13 protein-coding genes and 2 pseudogenes are annotated in these 17,803 nt (G+C 40.2%); 5 read left to right on the forward strand and 10 right to left on the reverse strand.

Annotated elements, in window-relative coordinates; translation table 11 throughout:
- Positions 1–55 precede the first annotated feature (55 nt).
- From pstA to CDC33_RS07595, 4 genes are all read right to left on the reverse strand, one after another.
- Complete coding sequence (gene pstA / locus CDC33_RS07580) at positions 56–934, reverse strand: phosphate ABC transporter permease PstA (protein WP_109007968.1); 879 nt, start codon at positions 932–934, stop codon at positions 56–58.
- Between the two features lie 63 nt (positions 935–997).
- Positions 998–1,999 carry a phosphate ABC transporter permease subunit PstC gene (gene pstC, locus CDC33_RS07585; RefSeq protein ID WP_109007969.1) on the reverse strand — a complete coding sequence of 334 codons (1,002 nt, stop codon included), beginning with the start codon at positions 1,997–1,999 and terminating at the stop codon, positions 998–1,000.
- A 177-nt stretch (positions 2,000–2,176) separates the two neighbouring features.
- Complete coding sequence (pstS, locus tag CDC33_RS07590) at positions 2,177–3,220, reverse strand: phosphate ABC transporter substrate-binding protein PstS (RefSeq protein ID WP_109007970.1); 1,044 nt, start codon at positions 3,218–3,220, stop codon at positions 2,177–2,179.
- Positions 3,221–3,417: 197 nt separating this feature from the next.
- On the reverse strand, positions 3,418–4,371 hold the full coding sequence (locus CDC33_RS07595; protein WP_109007971.1) for a stage II sporulation protein M: 954 nt from the start codon (positions 4,369–4,371) through the stop codon (positions 3,418–3,420).
- Positions 4,372–4,451: 80 nt separating this feature from the next.
- Here CDC33_RS07595 and CDC33_RS07600 point away from each other — a divergent pair.
- Positions 4,452–4,994, forward strand: a pseudogene (locus CDC33_RS07600) (DUF975 domain-containing protein); the annotation flags it as partial.
- A gap of 141 nt (positions 4,995–5,135) precedes the next feature.
- On the opposite strand, the gene CDC33_RS07605 reads toward CDC33_RS07600, so the two are convergent.
- Positions 5,136–5,963 carry an IS982 family transposase gene (locus CDC33_RS07605; RefSeq protein WP_109006873.1) on the reverse strand — a complete coding sequence of 276 codons (828 nt, stop codon included), beginning with the start codon at positions 5,961–5,963 and terminating at the stop codon, positions 5,136–5,138.
- An 82-nt stretch (positions 5,964–6,045) separates the two neighbouring features.
- Here CDC33_RS07605 and CDC33_RS07610 point away from each other — a divergent pair.
- A pseudogene (locus tag CDC33_RS07610) lies at positions 6,046–6,372 on the forward strand (DUF975 domain-containing protein); the annotation flags it as partial.
- 20 nt (positions 6,373–6,392) lie between these two features.
- Complete coding sequence (locus tag CDC33_RS07615) at positions 6,393–7,172, forward strand: RDD family protein (RefSeq protein WP_109007972.1); 780 nt, start codon at positions 6,393–6,395, stop codon at positions 7,170–7,172.
- A 73-nt stretch (positions 7,173–7,245) separates the two neighbouring features.
- Here CDC33_RS07615 and CDC33_RS07620 read toward each other — a convergent pair whose 3' ends face one another.
- From CDC33_RS07620 to CDC33_RS07630, 3 genes are all read right to left on the reverse strand, one after another.
- Entirely contained in the window at positions 7,246–7,695 is a 450-nt protein-coding gene (locus CDC33_RS07620; protein ID WP_109007973.1) for a type II toxin-antitoxin system VapC family toxin, read from the reverse strand.
- A 2-nt stretch (positions 7,696–7,697) separates the two neighbouring features.
- Positions 7,698–7,943 (reverse strand): hypothetical protein, encoded by a 246-nt coding sequence (locus tag CDC33_RS07625; protein ID WP_109007974.1) that lies wholly within the window; start codon positions 7,941–7,943, stop codon positions 7,698–7,700.
- A gap of 260 nt (positions 7,944–8,203) precedes the next feature.
- Positions 8,204–8,992, reverse strand: a complete 789-nt coding sequence (locus CDC33_RS07630; RefSeq protein WP_109007975.1) for a DUF1868 domain-containing protein — start codon at positions 8,990–8,992, stop codon at positions 8,204–8,206.
- A 267-nt stretch (positions 8,993–9,259) separates the two neighbouring features.
- Here CDC33_RS07630 and holA point away from each other — a divergent pair, with 267 nt between their 5' ends.
- Positions 9,260–10,249 carry a DNA polymerase III subunit delta gene (gene holA, locus CDC33_RS07635; protein WP_109007976.1) on the forward strand — a complete coding sequence of 330 codons (990 nt, stop codon included), beginning with the start codon at positions 9,260–9,262 and terminating at the stop codon, positions 10,247–10,249.
- 109 nt (positions 10,250–10,358) lie between these two features.
- Positions 10,359–10,841 carry a DUF4168 domain-containing protein gene (locus tag CDC33_RS07640; RefSeq protein ID WP_109007977.1) on the forward strand — a complete coding sequence of 161 codons (483 nt, stop codon included), beginning with the start codon at positions 10,359–10,361 and terminating at the stop codon, positions 10,839–10,841.
- A gap of 689 nt (positions 10,842–11,530) precedes the next feature.
- On the opposite strand, the gene CDC33_RS07645 is transcribed toward CDC33_RS07640, so the two are convergent.
- Together CDC33_RS07645 and CDC33_RS07650 are read right to left on the reverse strand one after the other, a co-directional pair.
- Positions 11,531–12,154, reverse strand: a complete 624-nt coding sequence (locus tag CDC33_RS07645) for a LuxR C-terminal-related transcriptional regulator (RefSeq protein ID WP_109007978.1) — start codon at positions 12,152–12,154, stop codon at positions 11,531–11,533.
- A gap of 1,248 nt (positions 12,155–13,402) precedes the next feature.
- On the reverse strand, positions 13,403–17,710 hold the full coding sequence (locus CDC33_RS07650) for a PAS domain S-box protein (RefSeq protein ID WP_109007979.1): 4,308 nt from the start codon (positions 17,708–17,710) through the stop codon (positions 13,403–13,405).
- Positions 17,711–17,803: the final 93 nt, after the last annotated feature.

Below are 17,803 nucleotides of genomic sequence, written 5' to 3' on the forward strand. Positions count from 1 at the left end.
CCATTTTAATATCATACTTTGCCAAGACGCAAAACAATATAAAAGATTATTTATTTTACTTCAGTTTTCTTTGCTTAATAACTAAGCGAGAGAGAATATTAACACATAAAATTAAGCCAAGTAGAACTATAGAAGTAGTCCAGACTAATTGATTTTTTTGCGGATCTGGGTCGTTGTAAAGGTTAAAAATTAATACTGGTAAAGAAGCTGTTGGACTTAATAATCCTTCTGACCAATCTAAACTAAATAAAGCAGTAAAAATTAAGGGTGCTGTTTCACCAGCAGCACGAGCTACAGCTAATAAAATGCCTGTAGTAATTCCGGGAATTGCAGCAGTGACAACAATGCGAAGGGTAGTTTGAAAGCGAGTTCCTCCTAAAGCAGCAGAGGCTAGACGTTGAGATGTGGGAATCAGTTTTAAAGATTCTTCCGTGGTCAATATAATTACAGGTAGCATAATCACGGCTAAAGCAAAACCACCTGCGATCGCACTAAATCCTTTAGTTACCAAAACTATCACACCATAAGCGAATACGCCTACAACTATTGAAGGCACGCCTGTTAAAATACTGCTGATAAAACGAACAACACTAGCAATTGAGTTGGTTTGACCAAATTCTGCCAAGAAAATTCCTGTCATTATTCCTGTGGGAATGCTTAAAATAGCACCAATTACCACCATGATTATGGTTCCTAAGATGGCATTGCCAAAGCCATTATCAATAACTGCTTTGACAAACATTTCTGATTTCAGTCCAGATATTCCCCGAACGAAAATTTCCCACAAAATTGATAATAAAGGAATTAGTGCCAGAACTGTAAAACCAAAGGCGATCGCATTCATTGTATATGTAAATATTACTCGCTCTGTTGGCAGAGGACTACATAATTCTGTTGCCAATTCATCAGTTTCTGACTGAATATAACCACTCATGTTTTTTGTTAATTTTGATTGATAAACTTCTGATTACATTTAGGCATTTTTATTAAAGTAATGTTATTTATTTTTCCTACCAACCCATTTTACCAAGAGTACAGCCCCAATATTTACAGCTAGAGTCAACCCAAACAAAATCAACGCCAAATAGCTTAAAGCGCCTATATGCAAGCCCGGTTCAGCCTCGGCAAATTCATTAGCTAATACAGAGGGAATTGTATAACCTGGATTGAGTAAAGAAGCACTGATTTGAGCAGAGTTGCCAATTACCATAGTGACAGCCATTGTTTCACCCAAAGCACGTCCTAAGGCGAGCATTGCTGCACTCACTATTCCAGAAAATCCAGTTGGTAGCAAGACCCGAAAAATTGTTTCCCAACGAGTACCACCTAAAGCCATAGATGCGCTACGTAATTCTTTAGGGATAGCCATTAAAACATCACGAGTAATTGCTGCCATTGTAGGCAAAATCATGATGGCTAGAATAATTCCAGCAGTCAAAATATTAGTCCCAGAAGGGTCTTCTGTATTAAATAGTGGTATCCATTTAAAAGTGCTGGCTAGCCATTTTTGTAAAGGTTCTAGAACTGGAATAAAGACAAAAATCGCCCACAAACCAATAATGACACTAGGAATAGCTGCAATTAATTCAACAACAAATGCTAGGGTTGTTCGTAGCGATGGAGGTAAGAAATTTTCACTCGTGACTAGGGCTACTGCTATGCCAATTGGGACAGCGAATAAAATAGCGATCGCACTACTTACCAAAGTTCCATAAATATAAGGTAATGCACCAAAAATCTGATTACCTGTATCCCAATCTTGACCCCACAAAAACCCCAATCCAAACTGCTTAATTGCTGGTAGAGCTTCGTGTAAAATTACCCAACTCATCAAAAGTAGCACTGCAACAGTAATCACGGCAAATAAGTATACTAGCCGTGTAAAACCCTGGTCAAACCAAAGATTTGTGCCACCAATAGCTGTTAAATTGAAATCTTCATCGCCTAGATTAGAATCATGTGATGAATTTCTGTCGGCTGGTTCCGATGAATTTACCATTACAAATTAATCAAATAAATTTTTTCTTACTAGTAAAGTGATATCAGTTATCAGTGAACAGGTAACTGATAACTGTTCACTGATAACTGTTGATTGTTCACTGTTTTAAGAGACTTTTAGCCCCCTTTTTAAGGGTGTTGGGGGATCTCTTATGCATAAGTCCTAAAAGATTACAAATTAAGGCTTGACAGAGTTATTTACTGTCTGAAGCACCCGATTTGCTACATCAGATGGAATTTTGGTGTAGTTAAGGTCATCGTTATACTGTTGACCGTCTTTCAATACCCAATTAATCCATTTTTTTATAGCATCAGCTTTAGAAGCATTAGCATACTGTTTGTAAACCATCATCCACGTAAGACCGACGATTGGATAACCTTGTCCTGGATCTCCTACGAAAACACGGTAGTTGTCTGGGAAAGTGACAGTTGACAAAGCTGCATTTGCAGATTGTAAAGAAGGAGCAACAAATTCTCCTCTCTTATTTTGTATTAGCGCTGATTTCAGATTGTTTTTGACAGCGTAGGCATATTCTACATAACCAATAGAACCAGGAGTACGAGATACCAAAGCAGCTACGCCTGGGTTGCCTTTGCCTTTGAGGACGTTTGGCAGAGTCCATTTGGGAGCAGTGTTAGCTCCAACTCTGCCTTTAAAATAACTGCTAGTAGCGCTTAAGTGGTTAGTAAAAATGAAAGTTGTACCGCTACCATCGGCGCGAACAACAAATTTAATTGGTTGATTTGGTAGATTGACACCTGGATTATCAGCTTTAATTTTTGCGTCATCCCATTTGGTAATTTGACCTGAAAAAATTGCCGGTAGTGTACTACGGGATAATTTGAGATTATTAACACCTGGAACATTGTAAACAACAGAAACAGCACCGCCTGCTGTGGGTACTAATATTACACCATTCTTGACTTTAGCGATTTCACTATCTTTCATGGCAGCATCACTACCACCAAAGTCAACGGTTCCAGCAGTAACTTGACGAATACCACCACCGCTACCTATTGCTTGGTAGTTAATTTTCAAGTCTGGATACTTCTTTTTCACTTCACGAGCATAGCGTTCGTAAAGCGGAGCCGGAAAAGTTGCTCCTGCACCGTTCAAAGTTTGAGCTTGTGCGATCGCACTAAAAAATGGACTAAGTGCGACAGAAGCTGTCACCACTGAAGTAGCGACGACACGATTCAAGATGGTGGTCGAAAAAATCATATAACCTCTGATTAAAGGAATACTTTCCTGCGGTAATTCCAGCCTTAATCAAGTTACATTTATTTTGGTTAAAGTTAATTTAACATTGAATAAAATAAAAGTTAATATACGTTTAAATTTTGCTTTTAATTACCAATGTTTTTCTTGGTTAATAATTGAATTTTGCAATTTGCAAATTTATCGGCATCTAAATTATTTCAATTTTCCTTGCGGCTACAATACAGTACCAAAAGTATAAACAATCCCATTCCTGCCAAATATTTAATTGCATCAGGTACACTGGGATTAGGTGAAAAAAAGCCTTCGATCGCACCAGCAATAACTAACATTGGTACAATCCCAAATATGAGCTGCACCGCTTGAGAACCGTAAAATTTCAGTGCATCCCCACGCCGATATTTACCAGGAAATAAAATTGCTCTTGCTAATAAAAATCCTGCACCCCCAGCAAAAAAGATGGCGGGTAATTCTAAGGAACCATGCGGTAACACAAACGCCCAAAAAGGATAAGCCAGATTATTTTGGCCTACTAAAGTGCCAACAGCACCAATCAATAAGCCATTAAATACCATCAAATAGACTGTGTATAGCCCAGCCGTGATGCCACCGGCAACAGCACCAAAGGACACCGACAGATTATTGATCATAATACTGCTAGATGCTAAAGGTTCAACGCCAACAATTGACCCCATCCATAATTTATGCTCATCTCGCACTTTGGTAATCAAACTTTCAGGTACGATCAAAGACATAAAGCTGGGATTTTGCCAAGAATACCACCAAGCTACTAATGCACCCAATAGAAACAGCGCCGTTGCAGCAGCAATATATGCAAATGTTTTCTGAACTACAGAGGGTAATCCCCATTGGTAAAATTTTAGGATTGCCTGCCATTCCTGTCGCCGCGAACCTTGGTAAATCTGCGTATAGGCACGAGTTGTTAAAGATTGTAAACTTTGTATCAAAGTATTGCCGATTTGCTGAGTACGGGCACGGGCTAAATCTGCTGCTACTGAACGATACAAACTCGCTAACTCTCTAATTTCTGCTGCCCGTAGGGACTTTAACCCTTTTTTTTCTATCTGCCTTAATAGGGCATCCAAACGCTGCCAATTTGGTTCTCGTCGCGCAATCCAACGTTGAATATTCATGAATTTTGGGAACACTGAGTTTAACTTAGCTTAAGATAGCTTCAAATTCATCTCCGTAATTTCAAGGTAAATTTGCCATTATGTCTGAAAGCTTTGGATCTCCCAGTCAGATACAACCCTTAAGTGTTGGGAATGTAGTGAGTGCTGCCGTGCGGTTGTATCGTTCTCATTTGAAAGACTATTTTTTACTAGCACTGAAAGCTTACGTATGGGTACTGCTTCCAGTTTATGGATGGGCTAAGTTTTATGCCCTTTCCGCGCTGATTTCTCGTTTGGCCTTTGGCGAGTTGGTCAATCAACCTGAAAGTATTTCGTCAGGTCAGCGTTACGTGAATTCCCGATTGTGGCAATTTTTAGTCACAATGCTGTTAATGTTTCTAATTGGTATAGGAATCGGCTTAGGTGTTTTCGTTTTATTTATGTTGTTTGCTTTTTTATCAGCATTTTTAGGGTTAGGACAGCAAGGAAATCCAGCTACCTATATTCTCATTGGTCTGCTTACCATTGTGTTGAGTATTGTGGCAATTGTGGCAGTTTTATGGCTTCTGACGCGATTCTATTTGGCGGATGTGCCCCTTGCCATTGAAGACAATGTTAATGGTACATCAACTATTAACCCAAGTTGCTGGTTATCGACTGATATGCACTTGTTATCACTCAATTCATGCGATCGCGTACAACAAAGTTGGTGCCTAGCGCCAACGTGCCGATGCCATTGTTGCCAGCATTCAGCTACTTAAATGCCTATTAGTTGTATAAATTACTTATTCAATAAAAGCTTGTTGAAGAGTAAAAGAAAAAATGAATGCTTGTAGCTTAAGTAAAAACCCTTGATAAGTGACTGCATGTATTGATTTTGGAAAAACACAAGTGATACTACTAAACACAGTTTCGATATAATGCCGAGTATGTTGTTTAATATATTGATTCCAAGGCTGGTCTTGACGCTTGGAGTTCTTTTTCCTCATGACTTTTAAAGAAATGTGACTTGTTTGTTCCAAGTCATCCTCAATCGTGTAGTCGGTGTAAGCTGAATCACCATAAATTTCACTACCAGGTGGTAGATTCAAGGGTAAGGCATTTAAAGCACGTACATCGTTGGCACTACCAGGCATAAACACAAATTCGACAGGAATACCATTTTTGGTTGTTAATAACTGAACTCGAACCCCGTAAAAATATCGTTTTTTCGATGCGATGTAACCTCTATACTGCGCCGACTGTATTATTTTTACATTAAAGATACGGATGTTATCGCAGATGGGCACTGGGAACGAGTCTAAAAGATATTCAGTGGAATCACTAATTTCCTTCAGTGCCATTCCCACTTGATGAAACAAGTCGTTGATTAACATTGAGACACTGTGTAATCTCCGGTTAAATCGTGACTTTTCTAACATATTAGATATCAACTTATGTTCTTTCATATAGGTACAAGCCTTACTATGATTACCATTAAAGAACATCGCCGATGTTATTGCCGTTGTAATAATTTCTGCGTCATTCATCTCTCGACGACAATCTTCATTATGCCCAATCGCCTTTAACAGGTCGTCTATGATAGCATATATGGAAATTATTTCGTTTAGCATTTAGCCCTCCTAATTTTCTCTTCTTGGAGGGCATTTTATTGCTTTACTGTCCCAAAGCGATCGCCCATAAGAGTAACTAGCAACTTGGGTTATTAGCCGTAGCTGGGAATTGACTCAAGGTCACGTCTGGCGGATTTTATTTATCTCATTTGTAGCCTTTTTGATCACAATACCTGCTCAAATTGTTCTTCAGATTCTTTCTGCTGTGATTCAGGGTATTTTCTTGCCCTTAATAAATGATAATTCTGCTATTTTTGCTCCGATTTTGGCTGTGCTTATCCTTGCATTGAGTTTTAGTACTGGCGCAATAATTTTGCCATTTTGGCAAGCAATTAAAGCTGTTATTTACTATGACATGCGAAGTCGTCGTGAAGGGTTAGGCTTGCAATTACGCGATCGCGAAATTTAAACCACAGTATAAAAACGACTATGCACCTGTTCAATAATATTAAATTTAATACTCCAGAAAGTGTAGAACTAGAATTTACTCTTGCTGGAATCGGAAATCGTGCCTGGGCTTTGATCATTGACTATCACGTTTTGGCTGTGATTTTGGTGGGATTTGTCGTAGCTTGGTCTATCGTTTCAGATCAGTTAGGAGATTTTTGGGCAGATATTTTCGGTACCGCAGTGACTTTGTGGTTGATGGCGATCGCATTTCTTGTCAGTTTTATTATCTATGTAGGATATTTTGTAATTTTTGAAACTTTATGGTTTGGGCAAACCCCTGGTAAACGGGTTGCTAAAATTCGCGTAGTTCGAGATGATGGTAGACTCATCGGGTTACAGCAAGCAACTTTACGTGCCTTATTGCGACCTTTTGATGAAACTTTGTTTATTGGCGCTTTTTTAATTATGTTGAGTCATCGAGAAAAGCGTTTAGGTGATTTAGCTGCTGGCACAATTGTAATTCAAGCCCAAACACCCACTGCATCCGCGACATTGACAATTTCAGAACAGGCAAAAGGACTGCATGAACAGTTAATCGAGATTGCTGATTTTTCGCAATTAATGCCAGATGATTTTGCTGTGATTCGTGAGTATTTACAGCGACGTGGTGCAATGTCGTTAAAGGCAAGAGCATCACTATCTCTAAAGCTAGCCGAGCAAGTTAAAGCTATTATTAATTTAGAAAAATTGCCAGAAGCTATTACACCTGATGTATTTTTAGAAGCTGTTTATCTTCTTTATCAACAACCGGAATTTTAGGATAGGAATTTTATTTAGAAATTTATATTTGAGCTTATTTTCTCTGCTATGTATGTCTACAACTAGCGCGTAATTATGGGTTCTCGCTTTCCAACTCATACACCACTACAACCCTGAACTCCGTCACCCGCTTCAAAGCTGCATCATTGGTCAAAAATGCCTCACAACCAGCAATTATTGCCACCGCCACCTGCAATGCATCGGGTAACTGAAGGTTGTAGCGCACCCGAATTCTCGCAGCTTCTCGCGCAATAGCAGCATTAATCTCCACAAAAACCACTTGTTCTTGTTGCAACACATCGACAAAAGCTTGCTCTAAGTCAGCTAACTCCAGACGTATAGCACCTACCAAACACTCTGATAACGTTATCCCAGATACTACTGCTGTAATGTCAGCTGACAATCGCTCAAAAATTGGATCGACTAAATCCACAAACTGTGGATTGCGTTCTACAAAATAAATTACAGGTGCTGTATCGAGAAACAAGCGAGAAACATTTGCTAATGCATCACTAATCTTCATTCTTATTCTCGGAATAACCGTTCTCGATGCTCATCTCCTTCTTGTCGAGTCCGGGAAACCCATTCCTGAGCATCCTCACCCAATAGCGGATAGGGAGCCATACCCTTCAAATCGCTCCACTTGCGTTTTGGTTGAGCTTGGTTAATATGCTTTTTTATCCGCTCTACCAAATGCCCTATTACGGTCAATTGCTCTTGTGGAGTCAGTTGCTCGATCTCGCTTAAAATTTTTTCGAGTGACGAACTCATCAATTTAACCCGTTGTCAATATCTGTAAATTTTAGCGTCTTTACTCTTGGGTATATCCCAATTATTTCAAAAATCCCAACATTCCCATAGATGAACTTAAAGGATGTTTGTATTGGATTAATACTATTTCACTTTAATAATATAAATACACTAGTAGGGGCATTTAAATAAACAAGATTTTAATAAACTTATCTCAAGTGGTTGGGGAATTGAGTAGTCAGTAAGTGGAAACTACTGACTACTAGCTGCTAACTAATGACTTAAAAATCTAAAATTGGCCAGTCTGGTTCACGATAATAGCGTGTCATGTTGTCAAACTTTCGCAATTCAACACGATTGATCAAAAATTCTGGCAAATTTAACAGCCATTGATCATTCAATTGAGAAAGCATTGTGCTGAAACTTGTACGGTCTAAGTCAGATGAAACCTCCCCAAAATAGGCTAATGTAACATGGGCTGTCAAGTGATAATGCTGCTCAATACCCAAAGCAATTAACTTGGGATTTTGATAAATTGTTCGACGAAATTTAATAATTTCCTCGTAGCAGCGTTCGTCTTGGGGTATTAAACAAACGGCTACAGCCCTTGGCATCAGTATCAGTCCCAGCATTTGCCATTTAATCGGATGACTCCTATTTGTCATCAATTGTTGATATTGCTCAAAGGTTTCGGCTAAACAAGAGTGTAACTCTTCATCAAATTTGGGATTTTTTTCGCAAGCGTCAAGGTAAGCATTGTCCCAAATTAAATCCGCTAAAGTTATATGGAAGCTAGCAGGAGGTAGAGGCACAATCAAATCACGGCTTACAGGCAACTGCAAAAGTTCCTGTTGGTAAGTCTGTAATTTGTCATAGAAAGCAGAATTTTGCGATTCTTCTCCTGCTGGTGGGGTAATTAGCGTATAGCCAGGAAAGGACGCTGCTTGTCTCAACCCAGAATGTGGCTGAAATTTAGAAGATTCCTGGATATGCTGGACTTGGGATCTGTAGGCTTCTGGCAGCGTTAGCCGTGCTAACCGATTTAAGTAAGTTTGATAGTTGTCGTCCAATCTTCATAGCCTCATGCTCTCACTTGATAGATTTTAGGGAAAATTACCTTAATTAACAGAATGATTTTAAAAGTATTTAATTTTGGGAGTGTGGAGTAGGGGGAGCAGGGGGAGCAGGGGGAGATGAGGGAGATGAGGGAGATGAGGGAGTGAAGAAGTAAGTTTTTCCCCAATGCCCAATGCCCAATGCCCAATGCCCCATGCCCAATCCCCAATCCCCAATGCCTAATCCCCAATCCCCCATTCCCTAATATACGAGGTTAGTCTATGCCAATTTATGTTTACTGGGGTGAGGATGATTTTGCTATGGAAAAGGCGATCGCTATGCTGCGCGATCGCGTCCTCGATCCCCAATGGATAAGTTTTAATTACACTGCATTCACCTCAGATCAAGCTGATGCTGCTATCCAAGGGTTAAATCAGGTCATGACACCCACTTTTGGTGCTGGTGGACGCTTGGTATGGCTGATAAATACTACTCTGTGCCAGCAGTGTCCAGAGAATGTGTTAGCAGAACTGGTGCGATCGCTATCTGTCATTCCCGAAAACTCATTTTTATTACTCACCAGCCGGAACAAGCCAGATGAACGCCTCAAATCCACAAAATTATTAAAACAATTTGCTACCGAGTTTCGAGAATTTCCCCTCATTCCCCCTTGGAAAACTGAATTGCTGGTGCAATCTGTTAATCAAGCAGCTCAGACTATGGGCGTAAAACTAACTGCCAATGCTGCCCAGTTTTTAGCAGAATCTGTAGGAAATGATACACGGCTGCTCTACAATGAATTAGAGAAACTGCGGTTATATGCCCAAGGTAGCAATAAGCCCTTAGACACAGATACTGTTACAAAGTTAGTAAGAAATACTACTCAAAATAGCTTACAATTAGCAGCAGCAATCAGAACAGGAGATACACCTAAAGCTTTGACGACACTGGCAGATTTGAGCAATGCTTCCGAGCCGGGATTACGGATAGTCGCCACGCTGATTGGACAATTTCGCACATGGCTGTGGGTCAAGATTATGATAGAAAGTGGGGAGCGCAATCAACAAGCGATCGCTATTGCTGCTGATATCGGCAATCCCAAACGGATCTACTTCTTACAGCAAGAAATCAAGCTTCTTTCTGTGCAACAGTTAATCTCTTGCTTACCCCTACTATTGGAATTAGAAGTGAGTCTCAAGCAAGGAGCATCAGAAATACCAACACTCCAAACTAAAGTCATCGAACTTTGTCAAGTCTGCCGAGGGAATTGACAATCAAATATAAAAGCTTGATATGTTGAGCAGTTCCTGGAACTTCCAACTCCGAAAATAATTCAACGTTCTTATAATATCCCTGATGTAGTTTTGTGTCACACACTATATGAATAAAATTTCTGATTTATTTTCTCGATCTAGCCGAAAGCGAATCCTTTCCCAATCATTCTTTTTCGGCGCGATCGCTACTGTGGGTGTAATTTCCAACGCTTTTTCCTTTAGTTCAAAAGCTTATGGTCAAACTCCAACACCAATAGTTAACAATACTCAAATCGATAGCTACGCTAAAGCCGTGCTAGCAATGGAGCCAGCGCGTCAAAATGCCTTTGAAGAAATTAAAAAACTTATTGGTAATGGAGAAATTCCCCAGATTGTTTGTAACGATTCTAACAGCATAAGTGGTCTTCCAAAGAAGGCTCAAGATATCGCAGTGAATTACTGTAACTACGCTCAGAAAGTTGTCGAAGAGAAGGGTTTGAGATTTGAGCAGTTCAACAAAATAACTATAGAGTTACAAAATAACGATGTCTTAAAACGGCAGGTTTACAATACTTTATTACGCCTGCAAAAAAGTCCTGATTCTCCATAGTTAAAAGTTGCATAAAAATTAGAAAGGCACGCGTTATACCAATTCACAATACTTGCCAAAAGCGAGAAGCAAGCTACGCAATGGGTAACTCTTAGAGACGCTAAAAGCGAACGCCCCGCTACGCTAACGAAATTAAAAAATTAGATGCAGCAAGGCTTTCAGGGTTGACATCTGCATCAAATTTTTCGTTAAATGGTATTACAATTAACTACCCCTGCATAAAAGTGAAGGCTATAGGAATCCGGTTTGATTTGGAGAAAATATACGTAGGATGTGTTAGCACAGAGAGTACGGCATCAAACTCGTGTTCATAGTGCGTTACGAACTCCGTTCTAACACACTCTACAATACTTAATTTCGTTCAAAAATCAAATAGTAATCCTATAGTATTGCTTTTACACAAAAATCTGCCAATATTAATTCATGAAACACTTGTTTATGAAGAGTAGGTTAATTGCTAATTATTTATTACATTTTACAAATGAATTTTTATCAAGGAGAATAAAACCCAATACAGTTCAGTTAAGATGTTTGACCTCGGAAGATCCCCCCAATCCCCCGATAAATTTGGGGGCTTAGTTTCCTCCTTTTTAAGTAGGATTAGGGAGGATCAAACCTTAACTGAACTGTATTGCCTTTGGCTTAAGATTTTTGGTGCTAATCCAAGCGTATTGCATCTTTAGGGATTTTCAATCATAAGACATGTTTGCTTGGCGCTTGGTGTGAATATTTTTCATGTGCTTCTTTACGGTATTTATGGTGATGTAAAGCTTAGTAGCAATTTCTTTGTAGCTGTAGTTACTTCTATAGAGAAACCAAATTTCAGCTTCTCGTGGCGTCAGGTCAAATTTTTTAACTTCAGTGAGTGCTACATTTTTCACAGATTCATATTGATTTTCTATAGTCACCAATAAGCAAGGCACTTCAAACCCCTCTAAATCTAGCAGTCTCACCCTAATCCGAAAAATATTAGACTTATCAAGTACAATTTCATCCGACAGAATTAAAAGTTTATCAGAAAATAAATCCCGACTATTGAATAATGATTCACAAAGATTCCAGATGACTGGTGGTACAACAAAATTTTGGTTGAAGTTACCTTGATTAAATTGACAGCAAAGGCTACGAGCTGATGCATTAGCATGAATTACTTCACCAGTTTGGCTTAGAATTAATATACCATCTTCTAAGCCTTCAATTACTTCTTGCAAAAAATCAGCTCGCTTCGATTCATATAAGTCAATCCTATCTAGTTTTTGTGTTTCAGCTACTATTTTTGCTGTTTTTATTAATGTTTTTGTTAGGGCGATCATAGGGAAAATTATAATCTAGAAAATACTGCTGATTAGTAGTTGAGGGAAGTTGAAAGATGCACTATCTATTTCTTGGATGATTATCTGAATAAATTGGGTGAATATTACAGATCAATCATGCTGATGGCAGCAACCCAAGTGTTGTTAGGACTATTTTCTTGAAATACTCAATTTGCAATTTATGTAGTCTGTTTGCATTAGATTAAGTTACATGCTTTAAATACAATTCTTAAATTGCCTATTTCGGAATTCGCTTCTAATAAGCTAGGACTTACGCACACTCTACGAATTCTCGGCGCTCTTGGCGTCTTGGCGGTTCGAGAAATTAAGCTTTTTAGCAATTTTTGCGTAAGTCCTATAAGCTTTAAATAATCTTCCCGTGCTAATGATCCCCTTGAGAATGGACTAAAGAAGGAAAAGAGCCAGCCTATTGAAGCCGCTTTTCCTAAATAGCGATCGCCCCAAAAGACAAAAATTTCTTATACCGAAATAAAAATATACATTTAAATATTTTTATATGCAGGTATTGACGTTGGAATAAAACAGGAGTCAGAATTCAAAATACTCTACCTATAAAGGGATACAATACTTCTCGGGTTTTGGGGAAAAGGAAAGAAAAAACCTTTAACCCAAACCCGATTCTGAGTTAAAAATTAGCCAGTTCGTCGCTACGACTATGGAAAATTGAAGCATCAGGTGCCTCGCCCCAATCTTGGCGTCGGTCGGTCAGATAGATTTGGTCTTGATCAATGACTCCGCTTTCATGGGACAGTGTTTTCCTCCAAATAAAGATTTACATTTACTATGATTATCTAAGTAAAAATAAAATACAATTGGAAAAAGTCAGGAAAATATTTTATATAAAACTAGGTATTAAATTAATCAAAAAATAAAAAATCAGGATTGATAGGTGAGAAATTAAACAAAATAGGAATAAATCAGGTTGAGAACCTAAACGACGATAAAATGCACCAAAAGCCAGGAAATCTCATTATGAAAATTACTGACTTGAGGCTCATGTTTTCTTCGTGCAATTGGGCTAAAAAGCTCGTATCGTAAGCCTTCCCGTACAATAAATCCAGATTATTTCATGCTGAATTCTGACCGGAGCTTTAGAGGCTCCGGCTCCGCTCCTGATTTCTGAATTCTTCTCATAAAATTGATATTTTGTATAAATTTTGATATTAATAACAAAGAGAATGGGACATAAAGTAAAATTTAATACCTATTTTCCATACCCCATTTTCTCTAAGTCCGTCCAGCAAGTCTAGCAACTACTGTAGCTAACTCAGCTGCCTCAATAGGTTTAGGTAAATATAGCTGATAACCTTCTTGTATAGCTCGCATCCGATCTTCTGCCCTGGTATAAGCTGTTAACGCTGCGGCGGGAATATTTCCCCCTAGTTCTGGTGGTTGCGATCGCACTTTGCGGATCAAAGAATAACCATCCTCATCGGGCATACCAATGTCGCTAACTAAAACATCTGGTTTCCACTGTGTAATTAGCTGTAATGCTTTTGCAACCGATTCTACAGCTTGAACTTCGGCTTGGTAATGTTCGAGGATTGTGGTGATGAAGTCACGGGTATCGGCTTGGTCATCTACAACTAGCACGCGTACACCAAGGAGGGAGAGAGGGATGGAGGGAGAGAGGGGTAAAGGGGCAATGGGGTGGAGGGGCGGACTTTTCAGAAGTGGTAGTTTGACAGTAAACCTCGCCCCTTGTCCAATTCCTGGACTATTTGCGTAAACAGTACCGCCATGTAATTCTACTAAATTACGCGCGATCGCTAATCCTAGTCCTAATCCACCATAGGCTCTAGTGCTAGAACTATCAGCTTGACGAAAGCGATCAAAAATGTAAGGAAGAAAATCAGGGCTGATACCAATACCTGTGTCAATTACCTGAATCTGGGCGTATTTATCCGTTGTGTCTTGTTTTTCTTGACTAGTGACTACAGACAATTGCACCTCTACCCGTCCTCCTGTGGGTGTGAATTTGATGGCATTGAACAGCAGATTCCAGATTATTTGCTGCAAGCGCTCAAAATCACCGGATACTAAGAATTGAGAATTTTCGCCCAACATGGTTGGGGATTGTGATTCTCTTGATTCTAGATTTTCGTGATTGATTCCTAATCCCAAATCTGAATTTGACGTTTCTTTTGAAGGAATAAGGGAAAATTTTAAATCGATTTCCTTAGATTGGGCGGCGAGGCTAACAGTCTTTAGGCTCGACTCAATTATTGGAACCAAATTACAAGTACTGACATTGAGACGTAACTTACCTCTCATCATCCGTGATATATCCAGCAGGTCTTCAATTAGCTGGGTTTGTGCCTTCGCATTGCGCTCAATTGTCTCCGTAGCTCTAGCTATTAGGGTTTCACTAAGCTTACTTCGTTGCAGTAATTGCGCCCAGCCAAGAATTGCATTGAGAGGCGATCGCAATTCGTGGGACAATATTCCTAGAAACTCATCCTTCATGCGGTTAGCCTCTTGCAACTGCTCAGTTTGTTGTTGTAAAGAAGCAATTAAACTAGCTCGTTCCATTGCGATCGCTATTTGGTCGCACACTGCTTGCATCATCCCCTTTTGATTGTCAGTGAAGCTTAACCGAGTACGGCTGCCAAAAGAAAGAGTGCCCAACAAGCGTCCTTGGGCAATCAATGGGTAGGCATAATAAGCAGTAATGCCTAAAGAGCGAATCAATTCTGTTTGCGCGTCAGTGGATTCCTGCACATTCTCTACAGCTAGGGAATTGCGTTCTTGCGCTACAGTACCGCAAACCCCTTGACCTAATGGCAAGTACTCAATTTCCTTTGCTATCTCTGGGGAAATACCACTGTAAGACCCCAACCGCATTACCTGAGAGTTATCCTCAACCAAATAGTTCAAATAAACATCTAAACTAATTTGCTCTTTTAGTTTTTGGTAGACGCTATCGATTAGTAGTACTGGTTCCTGGCTTGAGAGTAAATCGTTGGCTGTGTCAAATAGTAGCTTTAGCCTTTTGTAACCTAACGAGAGGGCTTTTTCTGCCTGCTTGAGGTTGCTAATCTCTTGGAACACCAAGATACAGGTAGCCGGATGACCGTACATTTCTGCTAAGGTATCAGCAAATACTAATAGAGAGCGCACACCACCAGGGGTGTGCCAGTCTACCTCCAATCCATTCAAGCGTTCGCCAAGGGCAACCCGTACTCCTGGCATTTGTTCATTGGGGATGCGATCGCCGGCTGCATCTGTATAGTGGTAGACTGTGTGATACTCTGCGGCTGGTACACCTTTGGGAAATTCACCCCCAGCTAATTCGTTAGCAGAACGATTGGCAAAAGTTACCCGCGCCGTTCCTGGTTCAATAAACAACAATGGTCTTGGCATCAGATTTAACACATCTTCTAGCCATTTTTGCTGATTTAGAAGTGCTTCCTCTGCCTGTTTGCGCTCCGTAATATCTAAGAATGCACCAACGCTTCCTCTGGTTTTACCCTCTTCGTCAAACAAAGGTGCAACGTACTCCAACAGGTTGACGATTTTTCCATTTTCATGGACAACATCAAGTTCACAATCCACAACTTCAACACCATGAGTTGCGGAGTATTGCATTGGGAGTTCCTCTGCTGCCAGTTCCCTTCCCTCGCGGTAGACTTTAAAGCTTGTCGGTTTTTCGTCCAAAGGAGCGCTGAGGGAGGCATTTATATCTGACGATATTCCCAACTGATTGGCAAAAGCAGGATTGACTTTGATATTTTTGCATTCTGGATCTTCGGCAATACCAATTCCAATTGGAATTACCTCCAACAGAGTTTGTAACTCAGTAATGCGGCGCTGTAGATCCTTGTTTAGTTGTAAGATTTTTTCCTTAGCCATTTTTTGTTCGCTGATGTTGCGAGTCACAGTTGCTAAGGCAATTGGCTGACCTGTTTTGTTGTCTGTAACAGTGAAGATATTGTAATCAACTGGTATCGGTTGACCTGTTTGGAGGTGGCGAAAGCAGAATTCTCCCTGCCAGCGCCCAAGTTGTAGCACAGCCGGCAGTATATATTGTTGAAAATAGGCTTTGTCTTTGGGCATGAAGTAATCTAATACTGCCTTTTGCCTGACTTCATCAAAACTGGAAAGCCCTACTAGCTTTTGACCTGCATCATTTATGTAGAGTAATTGACCCTCAAGGGTGGCGATGCCGATAAAGTCTGAGCTATTTTCTACTAGTGATACTAATTTTTGTTGCTCTGCTTGTGCTTGCTTACGTTCGCTCAAATCAAGGATAAACGCTACTGCCTCTTCGCGGTTTTCTCCTAGTAGCACGTAACCAACTAAAACCGGGATGCGCCTACCATCCTTGTGAATATATTCTTTCTCGTAAGGCGTACAAGCAGCGTTGGCGTTTCCCTTTGCTTCGGCGACACCTCGCTCATCTAAGTATAGATACTCCGGGGGTGTGATATTGCGCCAACTTAACCTACCTGCTAACAAATCCTCCTGCGTGTAACCAATCATCCTGAGAAATTCGTCGTTGACCTGCTCGATACCGCCATACACATCGCCAAACAGAATGCCGATAACGTTAGAATCTACGAAACTTCCCAGTTTAGCTTCGTAGGTTCTGAGTGCTTCTTGGGCAAGATCGCGTTGATGGCTAAGGCGTTCAATAACCCTAGCACTTTGCCAAATCAAAATAGTAAAAATCACAATCAGGACGATCGCAAATACCGATACTGCAAAAGCTAGATCGTATTGTCCTGCTCGTTGACCTTCAACAATTACCCACCCCAATATAGAAGGTACTGCGATCGCGGCAATTAATAAACGACGTGCAAGTAAGCCGCCGTAACTATCACTTGTAACTACCCTCATTAACCCCTGGTCTGACCGCGCCCACAGAATCCCCACACTTAATAAGCTGAACAACATCGCCGTGTGTAAAGCCATTGATGTTGTATGAGGAGCAAGCCCATAGAGAACTTTCACTTTGTAGGCATAGCCCATGAGCGCCTGAAAGGAAATGAAAGTAGCTATCAGAGCGATAATCTGAGCATACCAATAACTACGGTGGGTTTTTGGATCAATCAAAATCTGTAGGGCAACGCTAACCAGCATAAAGTTCAGTGCTGTGTTCGTGCCCATTCGCCCTGGATGCGTAGTTGACAAATCACGAAACAGTAGCTCGTCAATGCCAAGATTCCAGCCAAACAGATATTCACAAAGTGTAACCGCAGCTATTGTGGTGACAGCTATTGCACAGAGCCTAGAAATTAAAAGGGAACTATCAGGGGAATTTTCAATTGTTTTTTCCTCCCTGCTCCCCTGATTTGTTGCTTTTAAAAATAGCCACAGCGACACACCACATAGCACAAAACAGAGCGCTGTATTTACTTTCATTGTGGCAGGACTACCAAGGAAGCCACGCTTAAGAACTTCAACGCCAAGACACCAACCAACTAGTATCAAGCTGCCAACAAAAACAGCGATCGCACTCGCAACTTTTGCGACAAGTGAATTTGTAAGGATTTTAGATATATCTTGCAGCCGCAAGCGGTTAATATTTAACATCGATTGTTCTCTAACCGCATCTGTTTAGCGTGGTAAACTTATCTATTTCTTACGGTTTAACCATTTCTATCATTTGTATTGTATGTTTGTCCT

Origin of the sequence: Nostoc commune NIES-4072, assembly GCF_003113895.1 — a bacterium.
Taxonomy (GTDB): domain Bacteria; phylum Cyanobacteriota; class Cyanobacteriia; order Cyanobacteriales; family Nostocaceae; genus Nostoc; species Nostoc commune.

What these genes read in the sequence shown, in the direction of transcription:
- pstA (WP_109007968.1), bottom strand. Translation starts at nt 934, where the DNA reads ATGAGTGGTTATATTCAGTCAGAAACTGATGAATTGGCAACAGAATTA.
- pstC (WP_109007969.1), bottom strand. Translation starts at nt 1,999, where the DNA reads ATGGTAAATTCATCGGAACCAGCCGACAGAAATTCATCACATGATTCT.
- pstS (WP_109007970.1), bottom strand. Translation starts at nt 3,220, where the DNA reads ATGATTTTTTCGACCACCATCTTGAATCGTGTCGTCGCTACTTCAGTG.
- CDC33_RS07595 (WP_109007971.1), bottom strand. Translation starts at nt 4,371, where the DNA reads ATGAATATTCAACGTTGGATTGCGCGACGAGAACCAAATTGGCAGCGT.
- CDC33_RS07605 (WP_109006873.1), bottom strand. Translation starts at nt 5,963, where the DNA reads ATGCTAAACGAAATAATTTCCATATATGCTATCATAGACGACCTGTTA.
- CDC33_RS07615 (WP_109007972.1), top strand. Translation starts at nt 6,393, where the DNA reads ATGCACCTGTTCAATAATATTAAATTTAATACTCCAGAAAGTGTAGAA.
- CDC33_RS07620 (WP_109007973.1), bottom strand. Translation starts at nt 7,695, where the DNA reads ATGAAGATTAGTGATGCATTAGCAAATGTTTCTCGCTTGTTTCTCGAT.
- CDC33_RS07625 (WP_109007974.1), bottom strand. Translation starts at nt 7,943, where the DNA reads ATGAGTTCGTCACTCGAAAAAATTTTAAGCGAGATCGAGCAACTGACT.
- holA (WP_109007976.1), top strand. Translation starts at nt 9,260, where the DNA reads ATGCCAATTTATGTTTACTGGGGTGAGGATGATTTTGCTATGGAAAAG.
- CDC33_RS07640 (WP_109007977.1), top strand. Translation starts at nt 10,359, where the DNA reads ATGAATAAAATTTCTGATTTATTTTCTCGATCTAGCCGAAAGCGAATC.
- CDC33_RS07645 (WP_109007978.1), bottom strand. Translation starts at nt 12,154, where the DNA reads ATGATCGCCCTAACAAAAACATTAATAAAAACAGCAAAAATAGTAGCT.
- CDC33_RS07650 (WP_109007979.1), bottom strand. Translation starts at nt 17,710, where the DNA reads ATGTTAAATATTAACCGCTTGCGGCTGCAAGATATATCTAAAATCCTT.